General features: G+C 35.4%; 25 protein-coding genes. 10 read left to right on the top strand and 15 right to left on the bottom strand.

The features are described from left to right. From MUA87_RS07415 to rpsN, 5 genes are all read right to left on the bottom strand, one after another. On the bottom strand, positions 1–1,473 hold the full coding sequence (locus MUA87_RS07415; protein WP_262550406.1) for a glycoside hydrolase family 32 protein: 1,473 nt from the start codon (positions 1,471–1,473) through the stop codon (positions 1–3). A 68-nt stretch (positions 1,474–1,541) separates the two neighbouring features. Then, a complete protein-coding gene (locus tag MUA87_RS07420) occupies positions 1,542–2,522 on the bottom strand; it encodes a LacI family DNA-binding transcriptional regulator (RefSeq protein ID WP_262550407.1) in 981 nt (326 codons plus the stop codon). Between the two features lie 197 nt (positions 2,523–2,719). Then, a complete protein-coding gene (locus tag MUA87_RS07425; RefSeq protein WP_002480844.1) occupies positions 2,720–3,655 on the bottom strand; it encodes a CAP domain-containing protein in 936 nt (311 codons plus the stop codon). A 100-nt stretch (positions 3,656–3,755) separates the two neighbouring features. Next, a complete protein-coding gene (gene guaC, locus MUA87_RS07430) occupies positions 3,756–4,733 on the bottom strand; it encodes a GMP reductase (protein ID WP_002480843.1) in 978 nt (325 codons plus the stop codon). A gap of 178 nt (positions 4,734–4,911) precedes the next feature. Continuing rightward, complete coding sequence (rpsN, locus tag MUA87_RS07435; RefSeq protein WP_002480842.1) at positions 4,912–5,181, bottom strand: 30S ribosomal protein S14; 270 nt, start codon at positions 5,179–5,181, stop codon at positions 4,912–4,914. A 256-nt stretch (positions 5,182–5,437) separates the two neighbouring features. Here rpsN and rpmG point away from each other — a divergent pair, with 256 nt between their 5' ends. From rpmG to MUA87_RS07450, 3 genes are all read left to right on the top strand, one after another. Beyond that, the gene (gene rpmG / locus MUA87_RS07440) at positions 5,438–5,587 is read left to right on the top strand and encodes a 50S ribosomal protein L33 (protein ID WP_001265708.1); all 150 of its coding nucleotides are present in this window, start codon (positions 5,438–5,440) and stop codon (positions 5,585–5,587) included. A 284-nt stretch (positions 5,588–5,871) separates the two neighbouring features. Next, positions 5,872–7,329 carry an amino acid permease gene (locus tag MUA87_RS07445; RefSeq protein WP_262550409.1) on the top strand — a complete coding sequence of 486 codons (1,458 nt, stop codon included), beginning with the start codon at positions 5,872–5,874 and terminating at the stop codon, positions 7,327–7,329. Positions 7,330–7,458: 129 nt separating this feature from the next. Continuing rightward, complete coding sequence (locus MUA87_RS07450) at positions 7,459–7,773, top strand: hypothetical protein (RefSeq protein WP_002480840.1); 315 nt, start codon at positions 7,459–7,461, stop codon at positions 7,771–7,773. A gap of 59 nt (positions 7,774–7,832) precedes the next feature. Here MUA87_RS07450 and MUA87_RS07455 read toward each other — a convergent pair whose 3' ends face one another. Genes MUA87_RS07455 through MUA87_RS07470 form a run of 4 tightly spaced genes read right to left on the bottom strand, consistent with a single transcriptional unit; the run spans position 7,833 to position 11,960 of the window. Beyond that, positions 7,833–8,636 (bottom strand): Cof-type HAD-IIB family hydrolase, encoded by an 804-nt coding sequence (locus tag MUA87_RS07455; RefSeq protein ID WP_002480839.1) that lies wholly within the window; start codon positions 8,634–8,636, stop codon positions 7,833–7,835. A 56-nt stretch (positions 8,637–8,692) separates the two neighbouring features. Next, positions 8,693–9,607: a homoserine kinase gene (gene thrB, locus MUA87_RS07460; protein WP_002480838.1), complete on the bottom strand. Its 915-nt coding sequence runs from the start codon at positions 9,605–9,607 to the stop codon at positions 8,693–8,695. Continuing rightward, complete coding sequence (gene thrC / locus MUA87_RS07465) at positions 9,607–10,674, bottom strand: threonine synthase (RefSeq protein WP_105978063.1); 1,068 nt, start codon at positions 10,672–10,674, stop codon at positions 9,607–9,609. The genes thrB and thrC overlap by 1 nt, the downstream gene beginning before the upstream one ends. Before the next feature lie 5 nt (positions 10,675–10,679). Next, positions 10,680–11,960: a homoserine dehydrogenase gene (locus MUA87_RS07470; RefSeq protein ID WP_002480836.1), complete on the bottom strand. Its 1,281-nt coding sequence runs from the start codon at positions 11,958–11,960 to the stop codon at positions 10,680–10,682. 192 nt (positions 11,961–12,152) lie between these two features. Between MUA87_RS07470 and MUA87_RS07475 the strand changes: the two genes are divergently transcribed. Continuing rightward, a complete protein-coding gene (locus MUA87_RS07475; protein WP_002480835.1) occupies positions 12,153–13,529 on the top strand; it encodes an aspartate kinase in 1,377 nt (458 codons plus the stop codon). 82 nt (positions 13,530–13,611) lie between these two features. On the opposite strand, the gene MUA87_RS07480 is transcribed toward MUA87_RS07475, so the two are convergent. Both MUA87_RS07480 and MUA87_RS07485 read right to left on the bottom strand, forming a co-directional pair. Beyond that, complete coding sequence (locus MUA87_RS07480; protein ID WP_002480834.1) at positions 13,612–14,196, bottom strand: hypothetical protein; 585 nt, start codon at positions 14,194–14,196, stop codon at positions 13,612–13,614. 95 nt (positions 14,197–14,291) lie between these two features. Next, the gene (locus MUA87_RS07485; RefSeq protein ID WP_262550411.1) at positions 14,292–14,756 is read right to left on the bottom strand and encodes a sugar phosphate isomerase family; all 465 of its coding nucleotides are present in this window, start codon (positions 14,754–14,756) and stop codon (positions 14,292–14,294) included. 192 nt (positions 14,757–14,948) lie between these two features. On the opposite strand from MUA87_RS07485, the gene MUA87_RS07490 reads away from it, so the two are divergent. After that, complete coding sequence (locus MUA87_RS07490) at positions 14,949–15,323, top strand: transcriptional regulator, SarA/Rot family (protein ID WP_002480832.1); 375 nt, start codon at positions 14,949–14,951, stop codon at positions 15,321–15,323. Positions 15,324–15,573: 250 nt separating this feature from the next. Beyond that, positions 15,574–16,434, top strand: a complete 861-nt coding sequence (locus MUA87_RS07495; protein WP_002480831.1) for a hypothetical protein — start codon at positions 15,574–15,576, stop codon at positions 16,432–16,434. Between the two features lie 41 nt (positions 16,435–16,475). Here the strand turns inward: MUA87_RS07495 and nucI are convergent, their stop codons facing one another. Further along, the gene (gene nucI / locus MUA87_RS07500; protein WP_002480830.1) at positions 16,476–17,009 is read right to left on the bottom strand and encodes a thermonuclease NucI; all 534 of its coding nucleotides are present in this window, start codon (positions 17,007–17,009) and stop codon (positions 16,476–16,478) included. Between the two features lie 128 nt (positions 17,010–17,137). On the opposite strand from nucI, the gene MUA87_RS07505 reads away from it, so the two are divergent. Next, positions 17,138–17,332 (top strand): hypothetical protein, encoded by a 195-nt coding sequence (locus tag MUA87_RS07505; RefSeq protein ID WP_023015265.1) that lies wholly within the window; start codon positions 17,138–17,140, stop codon positions 17,330–17,332. Positions 17,333–17,386: 54 nt separating this feature from the next. On the opposite strand, the gene cls is transcribed toward MUA87_RS07505, so the two are convergent. Beyond that, on the bottom strand, positions 17,387–18,865 hold the full coding sequence (gene cls / locus MUA87_RS07510) for a cardiolipin synthase (protein ID WP_023015266.1): 1,479 nt from the start codon (positions 18,863–18,865) through the stop codon (positions 17,387–17,389). 461 nt (positions 18,866–19,326) lie between these two features. Between cls and MUA87_RS07515 the strand changes: the two genes are divergently transcribed. Together MUA87_RS07515 and glnA are read left to right on the top strand one after the other, a co-directional pair. Beyond that, complete coding sequence (locus MUA87_RS07515) at positions 19,327–19,692, top strand: MerR family transcriptional regulator (RefSeq protein WP_002480827.1); 366 nt, start codon at positions 19,327–19,329, stop codon at positions 19,690–19,692. 20 nt (positions 19,693–19,712) lie between these two features. After that, the gene (glnA, locus tag MUA87_RS07520) at positions 19,713–21,053 is read left to right on the top strand and encodes a type I glutamate--ammonia ligase (protein WP_002480826.1); all 1,341 of its coding nucleotides are present in this window, start codon (positions 19,713–19,715) and stop codon (positions 21,051–21,053) included. Positions 21,054–21,455: 402 nt separating this feature from the next. Here glnA and MUA87_RS07525 read toward each other — a convergent pair whose 3' ends face one another. Then, positions 21,456–22,694, bottom strand: a complete 1,239-nt coding sequence (locus MUA87_RS07525) for a methionine gamma-lyase family protein (RefSeq protein WP_103364085.1) — start codon at positions 22,692–22,694, stop codon at positions 21,456–21,458. A 5-nt stretch (positions 22,695–22,699) separates the two neighbouring features. After that, positions 22,700–23,956 carry a GTPase HflX gene (gene hflX / locus MUA87_RS07530; protein ID WP_060804252.1) on the bottom strand — a complete coding sequence of 419 codons (1,257 nt, stop codon included), beginning with the start codon at positions 23,954–23,956 and terminating at the stop codon, positions 22,700–22,702. 144 nt (positions 23,957–24,100) lie between these two features. Here hflX and MUA87_RS07535 point away from each other — a divergent pair, with 144 nt between their 5' ends. Beyond that, positions 24,101–24,574: a glutathione peroxidase gene (locus tag MUA87_RS07535; RefSeq protein WP_002480822.1), complete on the top strand. Its 474-nt coding sequence runs from the start codon at positions 24,101–24,103 to the stop codon at positions 24,572–24,574. Positions 24,575–24,792: the final 218 nt, after the last annotated feature.

Consider the following 24,792-nt stretch of genomic DNA (forward strand, 5'->3'; position numbering starts at 1 on the left):
TTACCCTCTTTTCAATTCATATTGTTTCGTTTCCATTTTGACCGTTCCTGACTCTGACGATAGTTGACAATATTGATATGGTTCAACAGGAAACAGTCTAGACGTCATCACATGTGTACCTTCATTAATGAAGATTTCTATACTTGATGTATCTATAAAAATTCTCAATGATTTTAAAGCATCAAATAACTTTACACTTCTCTTTTGATTATCTTGATTGTTTGGTAATTCACCACTCTGGCTGCGATCTAGTTCAAAAACTCCTGTATTTTTATCATACGTTATTTTAACCGCTTCTTCGACTTGATTAGAAAAAACTATGCTTAATACATCCGCTTCATTTTCAACGATTGAAATGTTGATTTCTGAACGGTCTGGTTGAATCAAATCTAATACAGTGTTGTCATTAGTGATATCCATTGTTGTTTCATTACTGCGAACTCTCAACTTTTCTACATCTGGATGTACCGTTTGTATTAATGTATTCTCTTTAACTTTCAATACCCTCGGTAAAGTCAGACAATGTGCCCAGTTATAAACATCTGTTGGATAGTTAATGTCTGGTAAACCCATCCATCCGATTAAGACACGTTCGCCTTCTTTAGAAATAGTTGTTTGCGGTGCATAAAAATCAAAACCGTGATCTAATTCAACAAATCCATCATGTTTCATTTCTAAAGTCTTTAAATCAAAATCTCCTATGATATAACCAGATTGATAGATATTACGATAGTTCATCCCATCTGCTTCTAACCCTTGTGGACAAAAAATTAACACATCTTTATTTCCTAATTTAAATAAATCTGGGCATTCCCACATATATCCGAAATCTGATAAACCTGTTTGAATTTCTCCGAGTAAATGAAACTTGAATGATGTATCACCTTGATAGATTAAAACACGCCCTGTTTGTGCTGTAGTTTGTGCACCAATCACGAAATAATAATTTCCATTTTCCTGCCAAACTTTCGGATCTCTAAAATGGTCGGTATAACCTTGCGGTGAACCTTCAATGAGTGGCTGTTTGTCCTTCACTTGAAACGCGTCATTTAATGTCGCTACCATTTGATAAGGTACACGTTCCCAATCTTTTGTCCTATGATTACCTGTATAGAATAAATACAACTGGTCTTCAATTTGTATACTAGATCCACTATAAGCACCATGCGAATCATATGTGGTATCAGGATAGACGACTGGCCCTTTATTTTCAAAATGAATCAAATCATCAGAAACAACGTGATACCAATATTTCAAACCATGAACAGGACCTAACGGATACCATTGATAAAATAAATGGTATTGACCTTTAAAGTAAATGAAGCCGTTCGGATCATTTAACAATCCTGAAACAGGTTGAACATGAAAGTGTTGTCGCCAAGGCGATTGATGCACTTTGTCTGTCATACTTTCAAATTCTTCATTTGTAATTGAAGATAACCCTCGATACCTTGCTTCGCGTGTCCATTCCATCCTATCACTCCTTTCTATTTGGAACCGGTTCCAAAACGCTATAAAAGTAAAACGCTTTCACAAACATTTTACTCATTGCTTTCAGATAAGTCAATACTGTTATTTTTAATAAACTCAAAATCCATCACTTCTATTTGTTTAATCACTTCACCATTGATAATACGAATTAAATTTTGGGCAGCTTTCTCACCTGTTTGTTTATAGGGAAAGCTGATTGTCGCAAGAGATGGTGTGACAATAGAGGTTGTATCATAGCCTCCGAATCCCGCTATTGATAGTTGATTTGGAACTTGAATATGTTGATGATGGGCAGCTTTCAAGGTTCCTAACGCAATATTATCTGTCCCGCAAATTAATGCATCGTATTGAGACACTAACGGTTTTGCAGCGACTACAGCTTGTTGTAAATCAAAAGTTGTGTAATAAACATCAGGCGTTTGATTATATCGTTTTAAACCTGACAATATACCTTTTTTTCTTTCAACACCTACTGCTTTATCATATTCATCGACACTTAAATATGCGATACGTTTAAAGTTTTGTTGTCCAAATAATTCTCCAATAGTACGCCCCGCTTCAAAATCATTTTGTATTACAGAAGGTACATGTTCATCTGACTGCCCGACTAATATAACAGGAGCCTTTATTTCTTGTATCGCTTCAATGTGTTGCTTTGTGATTTGTGTGGCGATTAATAAAATACCATCTACTTTATTTTTATTTAGTGTATATAATGCTTCTATTTCTTGTTCAATACTTTGACTCGTATTAACAATCAGGGTTTGGTACTTAATTTCACGTAAGTAAGTATCTGCACCTTCAAGAATCTGATTTGCCGCATAGGAATCAAGTCTAGGAATAATCGCACCAATCATGAATGTACGTTTGGCTTTTAAAGATTGTGCAAATTGATTAGGTGAATAGCCTGTTTCCTGCACGATTTTATCTATTTTATCCTTAGTTTTCTGGCTGACTGATCCGCCATTTAAGTATCTTGATACAGTGCTTTTTGATACGTTTGCCATAGATGCGATATCTGAAATATTCATAGTCACCCTCCTTCCTTTATGATTTCAAGTCATTTAATATGTATTATAAAATATTAACCTTTTTTTCTGCTTGTGCTTATTATAATCAAGAAATCATTCATTAATCAATAATTTCTGAATAAATTAATCTTTTCTTTATAAAGCAAAAGACAAAATCTCTGCTGAATACAGAAATTTTGCCTTTATTTTAAAGCTGATTAACTTGTGTAATTTTCAGTCCAGAAAGGCTGTCGTTCATCATTGAAATCAACACCGACACCTAAATTTTTAAAGCTTGGTTGTAAAATATTTTTTCGATGTCCTTCTGAATTCATCAGACCTTCATGTGCGAAAATACTATTTTGATGGCCGTACGCTAAGTTTTCACCCGCGCTATTATAATCAATGCCATCCTTTTTCATACGATCAAATGGAGATTCTCCTTTTGGATTAGTATGATCAAAATAATGGTTGTCAGCCATATCTTTACTGTGTTTTCGTGCAGTATTAGAGATTGCATCGCTATATTTCAATACAGATAAGCCTTTTTGAACACGCTCTGCATTGACTATATCAAAGTTTTGCATCTCAAAACTCTGAGCAAGTGAAGACGATGGCGCACCGTAAGGTTTAGTTAAACGATGTTCCATTTCCTTACTAATCTGCATGACACCTGTTACTTGATTATTTTCATGCTTGTCATAAAAGACGGTCGTATAAATACCATCTTTATCAAAGACATCATATTCATCGCTCGTAATTTGGTATCTATAATTACCTTTCGTCATTTCATCAATCGGTTGGCCTAGTCTATCTCTTACAGCTGATTTCGGCGAACCATACTTGATTTTAGATTTAGAAGAGATAACATTTTGATTGCTATAGATACCATTCACTTTATTATTCATATAACTGACCATTACGAATGAATGGTAATCCTTATGGTATGTGTACCATTTTAAACCATATTCATTTGCGCTGACACGCTCAGGTTTACCTAAAGCCTGTTCGACTTCTTCTTTTGTCATATTCATTTGAATGTTATTTAAAGCAAAATCTTGCTTATCCGGCACTTTAAGTGCTGTTTCATTGGCACTTTCTTGTGCAGTGATTGCTTGTATTTTGGCTTTTGCTTGATTTTGAATGTCAATCATCCATGGTGTCTCTTTAACAGGAATGATTAAAGCAGCAAGTAACAGGATGACTACAAATGAAAATGTGCGTCTGATCGTCTACACCTCCAGAAGGTAAAGCTTAGTCTCTATCACCATTGAAGATAGAGTTTCTTACGATGACATAATCTACTTTTCTTAATTCAAGCAAGTCTTTACCGCCTGCATAAGAAATAGAGCTTTGTAAGTCCTGTTGCATTTCATTCAATGTGTCTGCTAATGAGCCTTTGTGTTCTACAAACATTTTCTTACCTTCAACGTTTTTGCGCTCACCTTTTTGGAATTCAGAAGCACTGCCGAAGTATTCTTTGTATAATTTACCATCAAGTTCTACTGTTTCACCTGGTGATTCTTCATGTGCCGCAAATAATGAGCCAATCATAACCATTGAAGCACCAAAACGAATTGATTTCGCGATGTCACCGTGTGTTCTGATACCGCCATCAGCAATAATTGGTTTACGCGCTGCTTTACTGCAGTGGTTTACTGCAGCTAATTGCCAACCGCCTGTACCGAATCCTGTTTTGATTTTTGTAATACATACACGGCCTGGTCCGATACCGACTTTTGTCGCATCTGCACCAGCGTTTTCTAATTCTCTTACACCTTCAGGCGTACCTACGTTACCTGCGATCACAAATGAATCTGGTAAATATTCTTTCAAGTGGCGAATCATGTTAATGACTTGTTCTGAGTGACCATGAGCAATATCAATTGTGACATATTCAGGTTTTAAACCTTGTTCAGCAATTTCTTTAACGAAATCATATTCATTATCTTTAACACCTACAGAAATAGATGCGAATAATCCTTTATCTTGCATTTTTTTGATGAATGGAATACGTGCTGCTTCATCAAAACGATGCATAATATAGAAGTAATCATTTTCTGCGAACCACTCTGCAAGTTTTTCATTCATAACCGTCTGCATATTTGCAGGAACAACCGGCATCTTAAAACGACGCGGTCCGAATTGGATTGATGTATCACATTCTGAGCGGCTTTTCACTATACATTTATTAGGAATCATTTGGATATCTTCATAATCAAAAATTTTCATATCTATCTAACACCTTACCCTTTATTTTCTCTAACTCAAAAAGTCCAATATACATCATACTACCTCATTACGACTTTTACCATAAAAAAGCGTGTATTCTCTCTAAAAATACACAAAAAAGAACACATTTCATTCAAGAAATGTGTTTTATGATAAATTGATTGCTAAAAACTAGAAATTACCAGCTTGCTTTTCTTACGCCAGGAATTTGACCTTTATGTGCATGTTCTCTGAATGCAATACGTGACATTTCGAATTTTCTCATTACGCCACGAGGTCTTCCAGTTACTTTACATCTACGAGTTAAACGTGTTGGTGATGAATCTCTAGGTAATTTTCTTAATGCTTCATAGTCACCTTTAGCTTTTAACTCTTGACGTTTTGCGTAATATTTAGCAACGAGTTCTTCTCGTTTTTGTTCTTTAACAACTTTTGATTTTTTTGCCATTAAAGTTCCTACCTTTCTTAATAGTAAATGTTCATAATCGTAATTATTACGATTTATATCATAACACAATTTCCATCTTTATCAATACTTTTTGCTCATTTTTTAGGCAAAGTTATTTACTAATCGTAAATTTTTCTATACAATAGAATACATTGAGCTTATGCTGCTTATTTTATCCATCTTGCACGATATGCATGATTGTGGTAAATTTAAGTGCGTAAGTATTGCTAATAACTTAATAGAAAGGGTGTCTACATTGCGCGTAAACGTAACATTAGCTTGCACAGAATGCGGCGATCGTAATTATATTACTACTAAAAACAAACGTAACAATCCTGAACGTATCGAAATGAAAAAATACTGCCCAAGATTGAACAAATATACATTACACCGCGAAACTAAATAATGTATTGAAACTACGATAGTGAACTTACCTATTCAAATCGGTAACGTTCACTTTTTTTATTGTTGGGTCTAAATATACACCTCTTCTTCTATTTTGTCTAATACGCTCTTACTATATCAACTAAGAATTTATGTCAATTTAACGGACACAATGAACAAAATTCTGTCATTTTTCTGAATTTTTTAAAATATTTGATTTAATGCATCAAAGGTCATTGATTAGTCGTATAAAAACAATTAGAATAGAGTACATATATTTTAATTTAAAGATTAGAGGTAACGCATATGGATGAAAACAAAATGAATAGAGGACTCAGTTCTCGCCATATATCAATGATTGCTATCGGGGGTGCAATCGGTACAGGTCTCTTTATCGCAATGGGCGGCGTCATTTCTCAAGCTGGTCCTGGCGGTGCGATTGCAGCGTATCTGATTATTGGTGTCATGTTATATTTCTTAATGTCATCAGTCGGAGAACTTGCAACCTTTTATCCTGTATCAGGTTCTTTCAGTTCTTATTCAACACGATTCGTTGACCCCTCACTTGGTTTTACAGTCGGTTGGTTATACTGGGCAATGTGGTCACTTGTGACAAGCGTTGATGTTATTATCGCATCAAATGTCTTGTACTATTGGGACACATTTAAGTTCTTCTCTCCACTTACATGGAGTTTAATATTTATCACGTTCTTACTATTATTGAATATCTTTACGGTAAGAGCCTTCGGTGAAGCGGAATTCTGGTTAGCAGCTATTAAAGTTGTGACGATTATCGTTTTCATCATTATAGGTGTTTTAACTATCTTTGGTATTCTTGGCGGTCATACGTATGGTTTTAAAAACTTCACTGTCGGTGAAGCACCATTTGTTGGCGGTATCTCTGGTTTCTTAAGCGTTCTGCTTATCGCTGGATTCTCTGTCGGTGGTACGGAAATTGTAGCGGTCACAGCTGGTGAATCAGATGATCCTAAAAAATCAATGCCAAGTGCTATTAAATCAGTATTCTGGAGAATTTTATTATTCTATGTTCTTTCAATCGCAGTCATTTCAGCGATTTTACCTTACAATGAACCGTTATTACTTAATAAAAGTGAATCTGTAACACAAAGTCCATTTACGATTGTGTTCGATAGAGTCGGTATCGCCTTTGCAGCTTCTGTCATCAATGCGGTTATTTTAACATCACTATTATCAGCTGCTAACTCAGGTATCTATTCAACAAGTCGTATGTTGTTCTCACTTAGTACAGATCGACAAGCGCCGAAATTCTTAAGTTATTTGCATGGTAAAACAAAGTTACCGATTCCAGCCATCTTAACAAACTTCGTAATTGTTGTGGCGGTCATTATTTTAGCGAACTTCCATGCGAATGCGATTTTCACATTACTTGGTATTATAGGGCAACTTGTTATCTTCGTATGGGCAGCCGCAATCTTCTCGCAAATCAGATTGCGTAAAGGATTAAAAGCACAAGGTATAGATATTAATGAACGTTTACCTTATAAAACACCGTTATATCCGCTAGGACCGATTCTTGTTTTAGCTATACTCGTGTTCTTGTTATTCGGTGGTTCATTTGAAAATATGATTCACTTGAATGTCGGCGGATTAATTAAAGACTTCGTACCGATTGTAGTGCTCTTTATTATTTTCATTGTTCATAAAATCATTAAGAAAACAAAACCTGTTAAATTGAAAGAAATGGATGTAAGAAGTTTCGAAGAATTTAATAAAGTGAAATAATTATTCACACTGACAGATTGGCTTTGGCCAATCTGTTTTTTTGTTTCTTCTTATAACTTTTAAGATTTTAACGTTTATGGATATGTAGTATAATAGGAGTAATAAGACGAGAAATCGAGGTGTTACAACATGGTAGGACAAACAAATTTATTTGACGATGTTTTGAAGGAAGATGAACGTTTTGTGATTGTCGTTCAGTCTCTTGAAGAAAAAAATGGCAGACTTATCAAAAGAACTTTAAGAGAGTATCCAAGTCTAGAACATGATCAAATGGTACCTCTATTTGAACACTTAAAAGATGTTTACCTAAGTGAACCGTTTGAAACTGGACAATCATCATTTATTATCACAGTCTATACAAACTTAGACTACTCTGCTGATAATATCTATGCTCTTGTAAAACGAAACCATGGCATGCATGAATGGACACATACAGCTAAATAAGATGTATCGCATACAAAAGGAGACTCTCTTGAACAGAAAGTCTCCTTTTGTATTTAAATCTATAAAATTTTCTTTAAGGCATAGACAATACCGTCTGAGTTATGATCTAACGTCACAAAATCAGCGATTTCTTTTAACGCATCACGTGCATTGCCCATTGCGACAGCATACCCTGCTTCTTCCATCATAGAATAATCATTCATACTATCACCAAATGCGATAGTCTCACTGATATCGATGCCTACTTTTTCGCATAACGCATGTAATGCATTACCTTTAGACACACCATGCGGTACAAATTCTAAGAAGAAGGGTTTACTTGTCGTCACATCGATTTGGTCGTTAAACACACCGCCAAATGCTTGAGAGAGTTCTTGAATATGTGATTCGTAGTCTACGCCCAACACTTTCGCAACAGGATTTTGAATGAATGCTTTCAAATCATCTGTGCGATGCATAGGTAACCCTGTTAACTCAGACTCAATATTCATATACTCATGTTCACCTTCATAGATAATATGACCGTCTTGATACGTCAACACAAAGATATTATTATCGCGACAATAATCTACAATACGGTCAAAGTCTTTTTTAGAAATACTTTGTTCGGCTTCAAGCTCTCCATCTCTAACACGTGTTGTACGACTGCCGTTAAAACTGATGACATAACTATCATGCTCATGAAGATGCAAGTCTTTTGCGATTGGCAACATACCTTCTGTTGGACGTCCTGAAGCTAAGACAACATGATATCCTTTATCTTGTAATTCAATTAAATATTTTGCAGTATCTGGACTGACTTGATTCTCTGAATTCAACAAAGTATCATCCATATCCATTACTATCATTTTATAGCTGCTCATTTGATGTGCAGTGCTCCTTTCAAGCGTATTCCATCAAATTATATCGCATTTCTTCATTAATCATAAACTTTTTCAACGATAATTCCGCTTTTATTGACTGAAATTAATTCAGATTCACAATCTGGCAACTCTTTGTTCAATCTTCTGACTAATTTACCGCTTTTAGAAGGATCAATTAATGTTAAAATCGTCGGACCAGCCCCACTGATAACTGTCGCATAAGCATGATATTCACGACCTAACGCTTTAACGCGTTGAAATTCTGGGATTAAATCTTGACGATACGGTTCATGGAACCCATCCATTTCCATCAACATACCTGCTAATTGATAATCATGCTGCATCAATGCACTTAACATCGTGTTACTGATGGCACTGTATTGAACCGCTTGTTCATGTTCAAAGCTTTTCGGCAAAACTTGTCTAGAGTCATGTGTCTTCAACTCGTAGCTTGGAATAGTGATCACGAGGTTCACGTATGGAGGTTCTATTGAAGAAATGTATGTTTCTTTTGTTTCATGATTATAAAATCCAGCAATCATCCCACCATAAATCACAGGGGCAACATTATCTGGATGTCCTTCTATTTCTGTTGCGGCTTCGACCATTTCAAATTCTGATAATTGTAAGTGACCGAAGAAATCTGCTAAATAAATACCTGCAACTAAAGCAGAAGCCGAGGACCCAAGTCCTCTGGCTAAAGGAATTTCACTCCGCATAGTGACATCTAATGGCGGCACTGACATATCATATTTCTGTTCAAGAAACTGTACAACTTGATAAATCAGATGGTGTTCATCTGTCGGTAAGCCATGCAAGTTGTCACCTTTATGATGGAAGTGCCATCGATCATCTGCACTCACTTCTGCTTCAACATATAGGAACTTATTTAATGCGAGTCCGATTGAATCAAAGCCTACGCCAAGATTGGCAGTAGAAGCGGGAACTTTAAGTTTTAAACTTTCTCCCATTAATGTATAGCTCCTTTGATATATTTAATAATACTTGCTTTATCATTTGGTAAAGATTTAATCGGGTTGTCTAATAATGAGATGGCAGTATCAGGGTCTTTCAAGCCATTACCAGTTAACACTGCAGTGACTGTAATATCTTTTGGTAATTTACCAGCTCTATGCAATTTAATTAATCCAGCAATTGAAGCGTTACTTGCAGGTTCTGCAAACACACCTTCTTTAGAAGCAAGTAATTGATAAGCTTCTAAGATTTCTTCATCTGTCACACTATCAATCAAGCCGTTAGATTCATCCAAAGCTTTCACTGCTTTATCCCAACTTGCTGGGTTACCGATACGAATCGCAGTTGCGACTGTTTCAGGATTTTTAATGACTTTGTTCTGTACGATTGGTGATGCACCTTCCGCTTGGAATCCAAATAATTTCGGTAAGCCTGTTTGATGTTTATCATTAAACTCTTTGAAGCCTTTCCAATACGCAGTGATGTTACCTGCGTTACCGACAGGGATGGCTAATACATCTGGTGCTTTGCCGCCTAATTGATCGACTACTTCAAATGCACCTGTTTTTTGACCTTCGATACGGTATGGGTTAATTGAGTTAACAAGTTCAATTTCGCCTTCTTCTTTCGCAACTTCTTTAACAATTTCTAACGCTTCATCAAAGTTGCCTTCAATCGATACAATTTCTGCACCGTACATGACAGCTTGTGATAATTTACCTAAAGCGATTTTACCTTCAGGAATAACTACGATTGCTTTCAAGCCTGAACGTGCCGCATATGCAGCTGCAGAAGCCGAAGTATTACCTGTTGATGCACAAATCACTACTTTTTTACCTTCTTCTTTTGCTTTAGTGACTGCCATGACCATACCACGGTCTTTAAATGAACCTGTCGGATTGGCACCTTCAAATTTTACAAACAAGTTAATACCTAACATGTCTGATAATGTATCACAATGAATCAACGGCGTTTGGCCTTCATTTAAAGTTACATTCGGTGTGTTGTCGCTAACTGGGAGATATGCTTTGTATTCTTGTACTAAACCTTGCCATCTTTTCATTTTAATTAAACCCCTTCTACTGGATAAACTTTTTCCACTGGATATTTGCCTTGTGCTAAAATCTCATCAGCTGGAACATTGATACTTTTTACAATGACAGCTGCTGTGTTGTCATCTCGTTCAATGACATTGAGTGATTTGTGAAGCGGTAATTGTGCTTTAACCTCTTCTTCCACTCGTTTAACCGGTGCACCATTTGTTTGTAAAACAACATAGTAACTACCTTTTTCTTTTAATTTTGTCGGTTCATCTGCGTCGATCATTTCTTTTGCATGACCTGTTTTCAATTCGAAATGCGGCGGTAAAGTATGCAAGTTAGATTCGAATTGTAGTGAGACGTTTAGTAAGTCGCTGACTACTGCACTACCTGTAGCTAAGCTACCTGCACCTTTACCATAGAACATCGTTTCTCCAACAGAGTCGCCGATAACATAAATCGCATTATATTCATCTTCAACTGATGCTAATTGATGTCTTTCATCGATTAAGGTTGGTGCAACAGATGTTTCAATAACACCATTATCAAATGTACCTTTACCGATTAATTTAATTTTATAACCAAGCGCTGTTGCAGCTTTGATATCCTCTACTGTTACTTCAGAAATACCTGTTACTTTAACTTCGTCTAAACTGATAACTCGGTTGAATGATAAGTATGTAACGATGACTACTTTACGTGCCGCATCGATACCTTCAACATCATCGGTTGGATCTGCTTCAGCAAAACCTAAACGTTGTGCCTCATCCAAAGCTTCTTTAAAGCTTGCGCCCTCTTTTGTCATCTTAGATAAAATGAAGTTGGATGTACCGTTTAAAATACCCATGAATTTACTGATGTTGTTCGCATTTAAACCATTGTTGATTGCGTTGACGATTGGAATACCGCCTGCCACACTGGCTTCGAATTTTAAAGCAACGCCATTTTCTTCTGCTAAATCTTCTAATGTGCGTAAATGAACCGCTAATAAATCTTTGTTAGCAGTAATCACATGTTTGCCCTGTTTTAATGATTTTTTCAACCACTCAACAGTAGGTTCGATACCGCCCATCACTTCAATCACAATGTCGACTTCATCATCATTTAAGATTTCATCCACATCTTCAGTCAGATGGTATTTACTGATATTTAAGGGACGTTTTTTCTTTTTATCTCTAACAAGAATATGTTTGATGTGAAGATCTTTGTGAATCGTATCTTTAATCTGTTGATGATTCTCTTCAATAATTTTAACTACTCCTGAGCCCACTGTTCCCAGACCGAGCAAAGCGATGTTTAACTTCTTCATAATTACATTCCTCCGTTTGTTCGTTCTAAAAAAACACCTGTACTATTGAAAAATACTTGATTATGGTTTAGTATAAATTCATTCATCAAAATTGTAAAGTTCAAAAAATTTGGAATATGTTGAAATTTTACCATTTTTCACCCAAAAAACAAAGCAGTATATTATTAAGATTGATAGAAAGGTTGATTAAATATGAAAGTAGCTAAATTTGGCGGTAGTTCCGTCGCTTCAGCAAGCCAAATTCAGAAAGTGTTAAACATCATCAATAGCGATGACGAAAGAAAAATAATCGTTGTGTCTGCTCCTGGTAAAAGACATTCTGAAGATATTAAGACAACAGATTTGTTGCTTAGGCTTTATGAAAAAAGTGTAGCAAAATTAGATTATCAAAATAAAAAGGAAGAAATTATCGAACGTTATGCAGATATCATCCGTGATTTAAACATGGACGAAAATATTTTAACAGAATTCGATGATATTCTTGAACAGCGTATCAAAGCCAACCAAAGCAATCCGCCTCGTTTAAAAGATGCATTACTTTCTTGTGGTGAAGACTTTAACGCTCGCTTAATCGCGCAATATAATAACGCTCAAGGTGTTCCAACTACATATGTGTCTCCTTTAGACGCAGGTATTACCGTAACCAACACGCCTCAATTTGCTCAAATCTTAGAAGAATCTTATGATAAAATTTACAATCTAAGAAAAATTGAAGGAAAAATTATCGTTCCAGGTTTCTTCGGTTACTCGAAACAAGGTAATGTTGTCACTTTCCCTCGCGGCGGTTCTGATATCACTGGTGCAATCTTGGCACGCGGTGTACGCGCAACGTTGTATGAAAACTTTACAGATGTTTCAGGTATCTATCGTGCAAATCCGAACTTAATCAAAAACGCTGAAATTATGGAAGAAGTAACATATAGCGAAATGCGTGAACTTTCATATGCAGGCTTTAGTGTTTTCCACGACGAAGCCCTTCAACCTGTACAAAAAGAACGTATTCCAGTCGTAATTAAAAATACAAATCGTCCTGAAGATCCAGGTACTTTCATCAGATACGACCGTGAAATTAAACCAGACCACTTGATTACAGGTATTAGCTGTGACAAAGGCTTTACAGTCATTAACGTACGTAAATACTTAATGAACAGACAAGTTGGTTTCACACGTAAAATATTATCAGTACTTGAAGACTACAATATCTCATTTGACCATATGCCTTCTGGTATTGATAACGTCAGTATTATCATGCGAACACATCAAATTCGCGGCAAAGAAACAAAAGTGTTAAATGAAATTCGTAAACAATGTGATGTTGATGAATTAGGTATTGATAACGACTTAGCTGTGATGATGGTTGTTGGTTTAGGTATGAACCAAATGGTCGGTACTGCCAATATGATTACATCTGCACTCGCAAAAGCGAATATTAACCTGAAAATGATCAACCAAGGTGCGTCTGAAATTTCAATGATGTTCGGTATCAGCGTTAAGGATGCTGACGATGCCGTACGTGCAGTATATGATGGAAGTTGTGCCCATGCGAAAGAAAATTTACAATTAAAATAATCTGAATTTAAACAATATTTAGTTAAAATTTAAAGATATAAAAATACAAGAGTGTTGCGACTAAGCAACGCTCTTGTTCTTTTTACGATGCGTATAATGCATCATGTAGACGTTCTTCACCTACGACCACGCGTAACATAACGAATTGATAATAACTCAATGCATCAATCACAGCTTTGTTGTTAAAACTACTGCGATGTACTGAAGGTTGCAGCAACTCATACATCAGAACGATTTCTGGTTTAATATAATCAACGCCCCAAGGTAAAGAATGGAAATAAATATGTTTTTCAGGCAATCGAATGTTGTGGTTGAATCTAAACATCCACTCTTTGTTATGTACATCATAAATATAAATAGTCATAATTCTTTGCCCATGTATTTCTACTTCTAAATGTGTTAGTTGAGAGAATTTCGTATCTCTTAATTTTTCACTGACATTCCCTTCTGAATCTATGTATCGAATACGATAATTATCTGGGATATTCTTTAAAACTTTAGTAAGGTTCTTACGTTTTACGCAAATATCTACTGTATCGTTAATAATAAATTCATTTTTCAAGAATAAAAGTTTTGCAGTCTCTCCGAAAAATTTGATTTCATCATTGGTATTCTCTATTAATCTATCAACCAAGAAATTTAAATCTTCATTATTAGACTTTTGCATTCTGACACCTCCTACTAGTAAGCGCTTACAATAATGGTTATATTTTCTCTCTATTCATATTCATTTTAGCGTGTGTTTCACTACTTGTCTATCATTTAATTTACATATCCGATATGAATATAACGCTGATTTGATTCTATAAAATCAGGATAATTAACGACAAAACTGTGTCGCGCTTGTTGGATCAACGTTTTTTGCAATGCCCCTATTTGTGAATGCACTTGATATAAACTACCTTGTTCATCTATATAACTCGCTGCGCAGAAATAGACATCTATTTGAAGGGTTTTAAACGATTCCACCATTGTATCACCAGTAATAATATGTAAGCTTGAATCCACTTTACCTGGCGCAAAAATAATATTTGAAAAAGTATTTTGACACACATACTGCATAATATCAGTGGAAAATGTGACAACAGAAACATGTCTCTCCTGTTCAGCCAAACAGTCTAAGACATAATAAGAAATAGGATGATTATCTAATGCGATAACTGCATTAGGAGGAATATTATTATAAAAGTCTGATAAATCTGTTTTATTCTTTATAATAGAGAACAATTTTTAAACTCCTTTTGTTATACCAAGTAACCCTATTGGATTTATAAACTTTATTTTCATTCGTTAATTGAATTTTTAAAAATAGATACAATAATTTAAGTTAAAACTAAAGAATATCTCTTTTCAAAGTATAACTTTTTTATTATAATAATATAGACGCAAGATATTATAAATACAACACGAGGTGAAATCATGTATTCTGAAAAAACACAGTCTACAGAATCGATTTTTTACTATGAATTGCATCGAAAAGAATTAATTAAAGCTTTGAAGCAGGAATATAACTTACGTTTCAACGATTTATTATTTTTAAAACACATTTTAGATCGTCAAAAGAAACTTATTCCTCTTCTTGAAGTGAAACACGGTATGAATTTCAGTTTAATGGAAATTCATAAATCGTTCAGCACATTAACGGAAATGAAAATCATCGGCAAGCAACGCTGCATCGATGATGAACGAAAAGTTTTCATTACTATTACAAGCGCACAAACGAAAAAAGCATTGAAACTGCTTGAGGAATTTGACGCTTTACAAAAATCTATCTTACAAGATACAAAAGCGTAATAGTTTTTAAGATATTTCATTGATTCCCAAGCTGAGTTGAAACCAAACACTTAAAATTGAATTTAACGATTAAAGTTCCAGACACATTTCCTACATATTCGTCTGGAACTTTTTTAGTATTATCATAATATGTCATAAATGTTACATTAATATTTTGTTAAGACTTTATTATTGATTTTTACCACTAAGAGTTAGATTATTAGGGTATGTTTAAATTTAACTACTTTTTATTGAGTAAGGAATGATAGGTATGTATTTAATATTACTTCTAGTTGCTGTCATCGTGATTTTGGCCATTGCGCTTGTTGTATCACGCAGCTTAATGCAGCACCGACTAGATACAGAGATTTATTCAAAAAATCAACTTGTAAGCAAGGTCAACACCTTACGTACAGAAGTCGCATCATTGAAAAATCAAATCATTAATGATGGTACACAACAACATCATTATGGTGTACGCAAAGCTAAACAATCTATCGAGAAAGTTATGCAAAGCTTAAAAGAAAATGGAGAAGTTAAGTTTTATCATATTGTTTCAACAGGCAATGTTGCTGTTAAACATCCACTCTTCGATTTCTTGCGTACTTTTGATTATGTAGTCATCACAGATAAAGGGTTGTTAAATATCGACGTGAAGAACTGGAAAGAAAAAACATTTTATCATTTCAGTGCTGAACCTGAAAAACCTATTGATACAAATGTAGAAGATATTGATCAAATTATCGGGCATTACATCGCAGATCAATATCAAAGTCAATTCCAGTCAACAAGAGAAGATATTTATACGTTCACTGAAAAAGTCAAAAGCAACAGTGTCACTTTTGATTTCTATGACTATGACCCGTACCTTACAGCTTCTGTGAACTCTAAAGAACTAAAAGATGCTTACGAAAAGAACTTCAATCAAAAAATTTCAAGTGTCGGTTTAGTATACTTTAGTGACGGTTCTGTAAATATCATTGATGGTCCGACTGAACGTCAAAAATATGTTGAGACCGCAACTTCTAAGCATGACTTAAAAGATGCGATTCGCAATATATTTATGCAGTCAAAACATGAAATCACTGAACAAGATTGCGAAAAGATTCTGGGCTACATCAATCAACCTTAATTAAAATAACGGACAAGCACATTCAGCTTGTCCGTTATTTTTTAACTCCAAATATTTAAATGTTTTTGTTTCGCTTCTCGTTCAGCATCTTTAAGCACATCTCGGTACTTGCCATTCGGCGCAAAGTACTTTTCACGTGCAAGTCCTTGTTTAACTAATTCTTCGTTAAACATATGGTTCTCATCTAACCAAACATAAGCTAAATAGCGGCCATATTGATCTTTCGGCTCTTTATCAAATTCTAAATAAACCTTTTGGTTATTTAAATGCTTCTTGGTATAGTTTGAAGCCTCTTTCCCGTACGGTTGTACAGGTGTATTAGGTTTAACTGTTTCTGGTGTATCCATACCAATCATTCTGACTTTAATTTCACGATTATCTTTATCTGTTGCGATAAAGGTGTCACCATCAATAACACGTTTGACAGTAACCGCTTCTTTATCCCCCATCGATGTCGACGCTTGTTCTCCACCGCTTTGTTTAAAGGGACCTGAATGATTAAAGTATTGGAAACCTAAAACAATTACAGCAATCACTGCAATTACAATGATTGACGACATAGACTTACGTTTCAAAAATTTTCACCTGCTTTGATTAAAGTTATCACCGACTCATCATACCTATTTTTTCATAGGTGCGTCAATTCTCTGATGCACAAAAATTTGGTATGATAGAAACAAGGAATTTGATGAGGAGGCGCGCTATGCAAGCCATTAAAGAAAATATTGTAACGATTGTTGCCGTTGCAGTCGCAATTATCGTCGGCTTGATTTTGCAATATGTATATGAGTTTCCATTACTAGTCACAGCAATTATTGGCATCTTAATGGGAATGCTCGTCGGTTTTATTTTATTTATCATCCAGCAGAATCGAGATAAACACAATAAAAGAAAATAACACAGTATAAATAAACTCGGAAATGAGACAGCTCACTTCCGAGTTTTTCTTATCTTATAAAATTGGTGTAATCAGTTTTGAGAAGCCCTCTTTCATTTTAATCCAGAATGAACGATTCGCATAACGTGCTTTCGTTAATTCTGTTGAAAGTGTGATATCATGTTCAAACGCTTTACGTAACTCTGTAGCGATTTCTTTGTTATACATAAAAGCGTTGACTTCAAAGTTTAATTCAAAGCTTCTGAAGTCCATGTTGGCTGAACCGACACTAGCGACTTCATCATCAATTACCATCGTTTTAGAATGGATAAACCCATTATTATACGTATAGATTTTGACACCTGAGTCTAATAGCTCTGCCGCATGATAATATGTTGCCCAGTATACAAACGGATGGTCAGGCATATCAGGAATCATCAAGTGAATGTCTACTCCTGAATTTGCGGCCATCTTCAACGCATTGATATAAGAATTATCTGGAATGAAGTAAGGACTCTGCATATAAATCGATTTTTTAGCTGAGTTAATCATTTTTGTATAGCCGAATTCAATTTCATGCCAGTTATCATCAGGGCCGCTTGAACAAATCTGAACAGAAGCTTCCCCTACATCTTCTTTCACTGGGAAGTATTTAGGTTTATATGGCAACGTTTGACGTTTAGATTGAGAATTCCAATCCAACATAAAGCGTAATTCTAACGCATCCACTGCAGAACCTTTAATTCTGACATGTGTATCTCTCCAATAACCGAATTTTTTACTTAAGCCTAAGTATTCATCTCCAACGTTGAAACCACCGATATAACCGATTTGACCGTCAATTACAACAATCTTTCTATGGTTACGGTTATTAATTCTGAAGTTGATTAACGGCAGTTTGCTTGCGAAGAAAGCTTCAACTTGCCCACCAAGCTTTCTAAAACGCTTGAATTGGCGCAAGGTTAACTTTTTCGAGCCAATATCATCATATAATAATAAGACCTCTACACCCGCTTCTAAACGCTCTTCTAAAGCATCAATAATGCGATGGCCTAAACCATCTAATTCAAATACATAATACTCTAAGTGGATAAAAGACTCCGCTTTTTTAATATCTTCAATCATTTGATCGTATAATTTATGGCCATCGACAAACACATCGATATCATTACCTTCTGTTAAGAAAGCAGGTTGTCTCGTTAACAGCATATTTACTAAGTCATGATGTTTTTGAACTATTTCATTATCACTTTGTATCTGATCTTGTTGAACTTGGTAACGTTGTTCATTGATAATATCATCAAATTGTTCTATATCTTTTCTGTAATCTTTGTATAACTTTTTCTTTGATACGCCTCTTCCAAATAAAATGTATAAGAAGAAACCTAACACTGGTGCGATAAATAAAATAAACAACCAAGCCCATGTGGCACTTGTCGACCTATTTTTCAAGAAGATGATATTAAAGGCAACAATCAAATTCAAGATTGTGAATAAGATAAATATGCCTAGCAATATATCACCTAGTAATCCTGGTACGTAAAAGGCTATCATTGTCTCAACTCCATTCTTGCGATTCATTTTAAACTCTTACATTGATTTAATGGTAAGTTAAAACGTCTATCATTTAATATAAATAAGATAAAACTATTTTAACATTTATAATCGCTTAAGACATCATATAAACAACTGAAATATCAGTACTTGAGTACGTCTGATTTCACATTTCATTTAGTCAGATGTTTATGTCTAACGCAACTTAGGTATAATTTTACATAGAGAAAGTCATAGTAGATTCTCTCTTATTTAAGTAAAAACACAGTAAATCGGAACGAAAATGTGAAATATTTTTGAATGGTTCGTGTTTTAATTTGTTAGAATTATCAGAAAAGACATGTTGAACCCTTGATATATAAGGCTTTTTATACTGATGTCAGGAAACCTTACATATTTTTGTAATTTCGGTTTATTTGTGATAAGTTAATAACAAGTTCAAAAATAGAGGTGATGGAGAAATGTCAAATGATGCACTTCGCAGAAACATGGCCGTCTTCTCTATGAGTGTCGTAAATCAATTGACTGAGCTAACACCAAGACAGGTACGGTATTACGAAGCACATGGACTCGTTAAACCAGAGAGAACACCCGGTAACAAAAGATTATTTTCGATGAATGATTTAGATCGCCTGTTAGAAATCAAACACCTATTAGAAAAAGGGTTTAACCTAAAAGCAATCAAACAAATCATTTATCAAGATGATCAACACTTGTCTACTGATGAAAAAGCCATCAGAAAACACGTTATCGTTGAAGCAACACAGAAACCGCAACAGGAAGCTATCCCGATAAATCGAGGCGACCTATCTCGTTTTATCAAATAATTCACTGGAGGATTTAAAACATGGCAAAACGTACATTTACAAAAGATGACATCCGCAGATTTGCTACTGAGGAAAACGTAAGATATTTACGCTTGCAATTCACTGACATTTTAGGAACAATCAAAAATGTTGAAGTACCTGTAAGTCAATTAGAAAAAGTATTAGATAATGAAATGATGTTCGACGGATCTTCAATCGAAGGTTTCGTTCGTATTGAAGAATCAGATATGTATTTACACCCTGACTTAGACACTTGGGTTATCTTCCCTTGGACAGCAAGTCAAGGTAAAGTTGCACGTTTAATCTGTGACGTATACGGTACAGATGGTAAACCATTCGCTGGTGACCCACGTACTAACTTGAAACGTGTCTTAAACGAAATGGAAGAATTAGGCTTCACTGATTTCAACTTAGGGCCTGAACCAGAATTCTTCTTATTCAAATTAGATGAATATGGCGAACCAACATTAGAATTAAATGACCATGGCGGTTACTTCGACTTAGCTCCTACTGACTTAGGTGAAAACTGCCGTCGTGATATCGTATTAGAATTAGAAGACATGGGCTTTGACATTGAAGCCAGCCACCACGAAGTTGCGCCTGGCCAACATGAAATCGACTTCAAATACGCAGATGCCATCACTGCATGTGATAACATCCAAACTTTCAAACTTGTTGTTAAAACAATTGCACGTAAACATAACTTACATGCGACATTTATGCCAAAACCATTATTTGGTGTAAACGGAAGTGGTATGCACTTCAACGTTTCTTTATTCAAAGGTAAAGAAAATGCATTCTTCGATCCAAATGGTCGTGACCAAATGACTGAAGAAGCTTACCAATTCATCGCAGGTATCTTGAAAAACGCACGTGGATTCACTGCTGTATGTAACCCATTAGTAAACTCATACAAACGTTTAGTTCCAGGTTACGAAGCACCATGTTATATCGCTTGGAGTGGTAAAAACCGTTCTCCATTAGTACGTGTTCCAACTTCACGTGGTTTATCTACACGTGTAGAAGTTCGTTCAGTTGACCCAGCAGCTAACCCATACATGGCTTTAGCAGCAATCTTAGAAGCTGGTTTAGACGGTATCAAAAACAAACTTAAAGTTACTGAACCTGTAAACCAAAATATCTATGAAATGAACCGTGACGAACGTGAAGCAATCGGTATCGAAGATCTTCCTTCAACACTTTACACAGCATTAAAAGCAATGCGTGAAAACAAAATTGTTAAAGATGCTTTAGGTTCACACATTTATAATCAATTCATCAACTCTAAATCAATTGAGTGGGATTACTATAGAACACAAGTATCTGAGTGGGAACGCGAACAATACATGAAATTGTATTAATCACTACGCACACAGGTGCTAAACAATAGGGATAAAAAAAGAGGCCGATTGGCCTCTTTTTTGTTGCTATCTTAATCTTTTATTGCGTTTTATCTTACCAAGTTTATACAAAATGAAAGAAACTGCTACCATATATATTCCTAACACCGAATAGAAAAATACAGGTCCTAAAGATTTACTTGCTTCAAAGCACAACAGCATCATTAATGATAAGACAAATAATAAGGTACGATAAGTCAGAACCATAACGTTCTCCTCCACTTCGTTGATTCATGTACCTTCTTTTTCTCTCACATGTTCATTATTATTATATCTTTTATTTTTTAAATTTCATATACTTTATAGTATTTTTTCTGTGTTTTCATTAAAAAACCGACGCAAAATTGCGTCGGTTGCTTTATTTTAGATAAGACCTTCTTCATTCATTTGTTGAACAGCTCTTGTGACTGCCAACTTAACATGTTCATACGTTAAGCCGCCTTGAACATAAGCTTCATATGGCGGTCTGATTGGACCATCTGCTGAAAGTTCAATAGATGAACCTTGTACGAATGTTCCCGCTGCCATAATCACATCATCTTCATAACCCGGCATGTAACTTGGCTCTGGACTGAAGTGTGCGTTGATAGGTGAAGCGGCTTGAATACATTGGCAGAAGCGAATCATTTGTTCTGCTGTATCAAATTGAACAGTTTGGATTAAATCCGTTCTTGGTGTATCAAATGCCGGTACAGTATTCATGTTTAATTTCGTTAGAAATAAACTTGTAAATAATGCACCTTTCAAGCTTTGACTAACCACATGTGGCGCTAAGAAGAAGCCTTGATACATGCTTGGCAGCTCAGTTAAAGAAGCTCCGGCTTCTTTTCCAATACCTGGTGCAGTCAAACGATAACCGCAACGTTCAATTAAATTTGTTTTACCAACAATGTAGCCGCCGATACGTGCCAAACCGCCACCTGGGTTTTTAATAAGTGAACCTGCCATGATATCTGCACCTGCTTCAATCGGCTCTTCATCTTCTACAAACTCTCCATAGCAATTATCTACAAAGACAATCACATCAGGATGTTCTGCTTTGATATCAGCCACTGCACGTTTAATTTCATCCACCATAATCGATGGACGTTGATCATAACCTTTAGAGCGTTGTATTGCGATCACTTTTGTATCGTCATTTATCGCATTCAGTACTGCAGGAACATCAATTTGTCCAGCTTCTGTTAAAGCGACTTCGTTATATAATACGCCATTCTCTTTTAAACTGCCGATACCATTACCATTGACACCGATGACTTCTAACAGTGTGTCGTAAGGACTGCCGGTAATATATAATAATTCATCACCATGTTTTAGATTGGCTTGTAAAGCCACAGTAATCGCATGCGTACCAGAAATAATTTGCGGTCTGACTAACGCATCTTCAGCTTTAAACGTATGCGCATAGATTTCTTCTAAATGGTCACGACCGATGTCGTCATAACCATAACCTGTTGTCCCTTGCAAATCAGATTCTGTCGCTTTCACTGCGTGAAAGGCATCTAACACTTTCGCTTGATTACGATAAGCGCAAGCTTCAATTGTTTTAAAATAAGGTTGTAATTCTGTTTCTGTTTCTTGAATAATTTGTTCTAAATCCATGGTGCTTACTTCTCTCCATTTTCTTCTGCTTTTCTTCTATAACCTTCTACTTCATAACTTTCATTTTCTTCGTTAAATTCAAGTTTATGAATCAACGTATGACGTTTTAAGAAGTATAGACGATCTGCATCATCTGCAGGAACTGTCTCTTCATAAGGTTCCATTTGTTTTTCTACTTGGTCTATTAATAACTGTCTTACTTTTTCTTCATCCGCTTCATCACGTGCTGAAACGTATACATTCGGCAATTGAGACGCAGGGGTTGGTCCTTCGTTCAAGTCTTTCTTATTAAAGATGACTGCTTGTGGAATCTTATCCATATCTAAATCGCCAATGATACGGTTAACCGTATCATACTGCGTACGATATTCTTCGTTACTTGCGTCAACGACGTGAAGTAGTAAATCCGCATCGCGCGCTTCTTCTAATGTGGATTTAAATGCGGCAATTAACGTAGTCGGTAACTTCTGAATAAAACCAACTGTATCAGAGATAATTAAATGATAACCATCATTCACTTGGATTTGGCGTGTTTTCGGATCCAATGTAGCGAATAAAATATCTTTTTCATACGTAGATTCATCCGCTAAAATATTAAACCAAGTTGATTTACCAGCGTTCGTATAACCTACTAAAGCTACTTGGAACACATGATTTTGTCTACGTTTAGAACGATAGCGTTCACGATGTTCGACTACAGTTTGAAGTTGGTGTTTGATTTCATTCATACGGCGACGAATATGACGTCTGTCTGTTTCTAATTTTGTTTCACCAGGACCTCTTGTTCCGATACCGCCACCAAGTCTAGATAAACTTTTACCATGACCTTGCAGACGTGGCATTAAATAATCAAGTTGTGCTAATTCAACTTGCAGTTTACCTTCCTTACTGCTTGCGCGCATCGCGAAAATTTCTAATATTAATTGGGTTCTATCTATAATTTTAATACCTAAATTATCATTCAGACTTTTAGATTGTGCAGTTGTCAGTTCATCGTTAGCTACAACGACATCGACATCATACATTTCTACATAATCTTTAATTTCTTGTAATTTACCTTTACCAACATACGATTTATCTTCAATGCGGTCTTTTTGTTGTGTAATTTCACCTAAAACATCTAATCGGCATGTTTCAGCAAGTGCTTTTAATTCATCCATGGTTTCACGGAAATCGAATTGTTTTTCATCATATGCATCGACCCCGATTAATAATGCTTTTTCTACCGCTTCTTCTGTATCAAATATTCTCTCTTGAGGCAAAAATGTATCCTCCTTAAATTCATTTTACGGTCATTTTGAATGTTTATTCAATCTACTAGTAATCTATTCCATTTTATCATAGAGCATATCTAAAGACTATTCAGGCGAAATGTGTTAAGTTTGGGACATCGAGGTGAAGAAAACATGAGCATATATGATATTGAAGTTACAAAAACCGATGGCACAACCTATCAACTAGATCAATACAAAGGAAAGGTCATGTTAATCGTCAACACAGCGAGTCAATGTGGCTTTACGCCACAGTTTGAAGGCTTGCAAGAGCTTTACGAACAATACCAAGATCAAGGCTTTGTCGTATTAGGATTCCCTTGTAACCAATTTGGCAAGCAAGAACCTGGTAACGGTCAAGAAGCCATGCAAAATTGTAAAATTAATTATGGGGTAACTTTCCCAATGCACGAAAAAATTAAAGTGAACGGACCTGAACAACATCCACTTTATCAATACTTAACAGAACAACAAGATGGATTTTTCAATAGTAAAATCAAATGGAATTTCACTAAGTTCTTAATAGATAGAGATGGCAATGTAGTCAATCGTTTCTCACCACAAAAAAATCCAAGTCAAATCAAATCAGATATCGAAGAACTATTATAATGAACAATAAAGACCGTCTTATAACCATGTACTATATGATTATAAGACGGTCTTTTTATGTATTGAATGATTAAAAAAGCAACGACTATGCATTAAGTTGTATCACTTAATACCAGACGCTGCTCTTCGTGTTTTTTACCTATACCAATTAATTAAATAAATAAATTTGTACTAAAACTCAGTTCAACATGATTCATCTATTGTGAGATTATATGCAA

The sequence above is a fragment of the Staphylococcus simulans genome, from assembly GCF_025561465.1.
GTDB classification, from domain to species: domain Bacteria; phylum Bacillota; class Bacilli; order Staphylococcales; family Staphylococcaceae; genus Staphylococcus; species Staphylococcus simulans.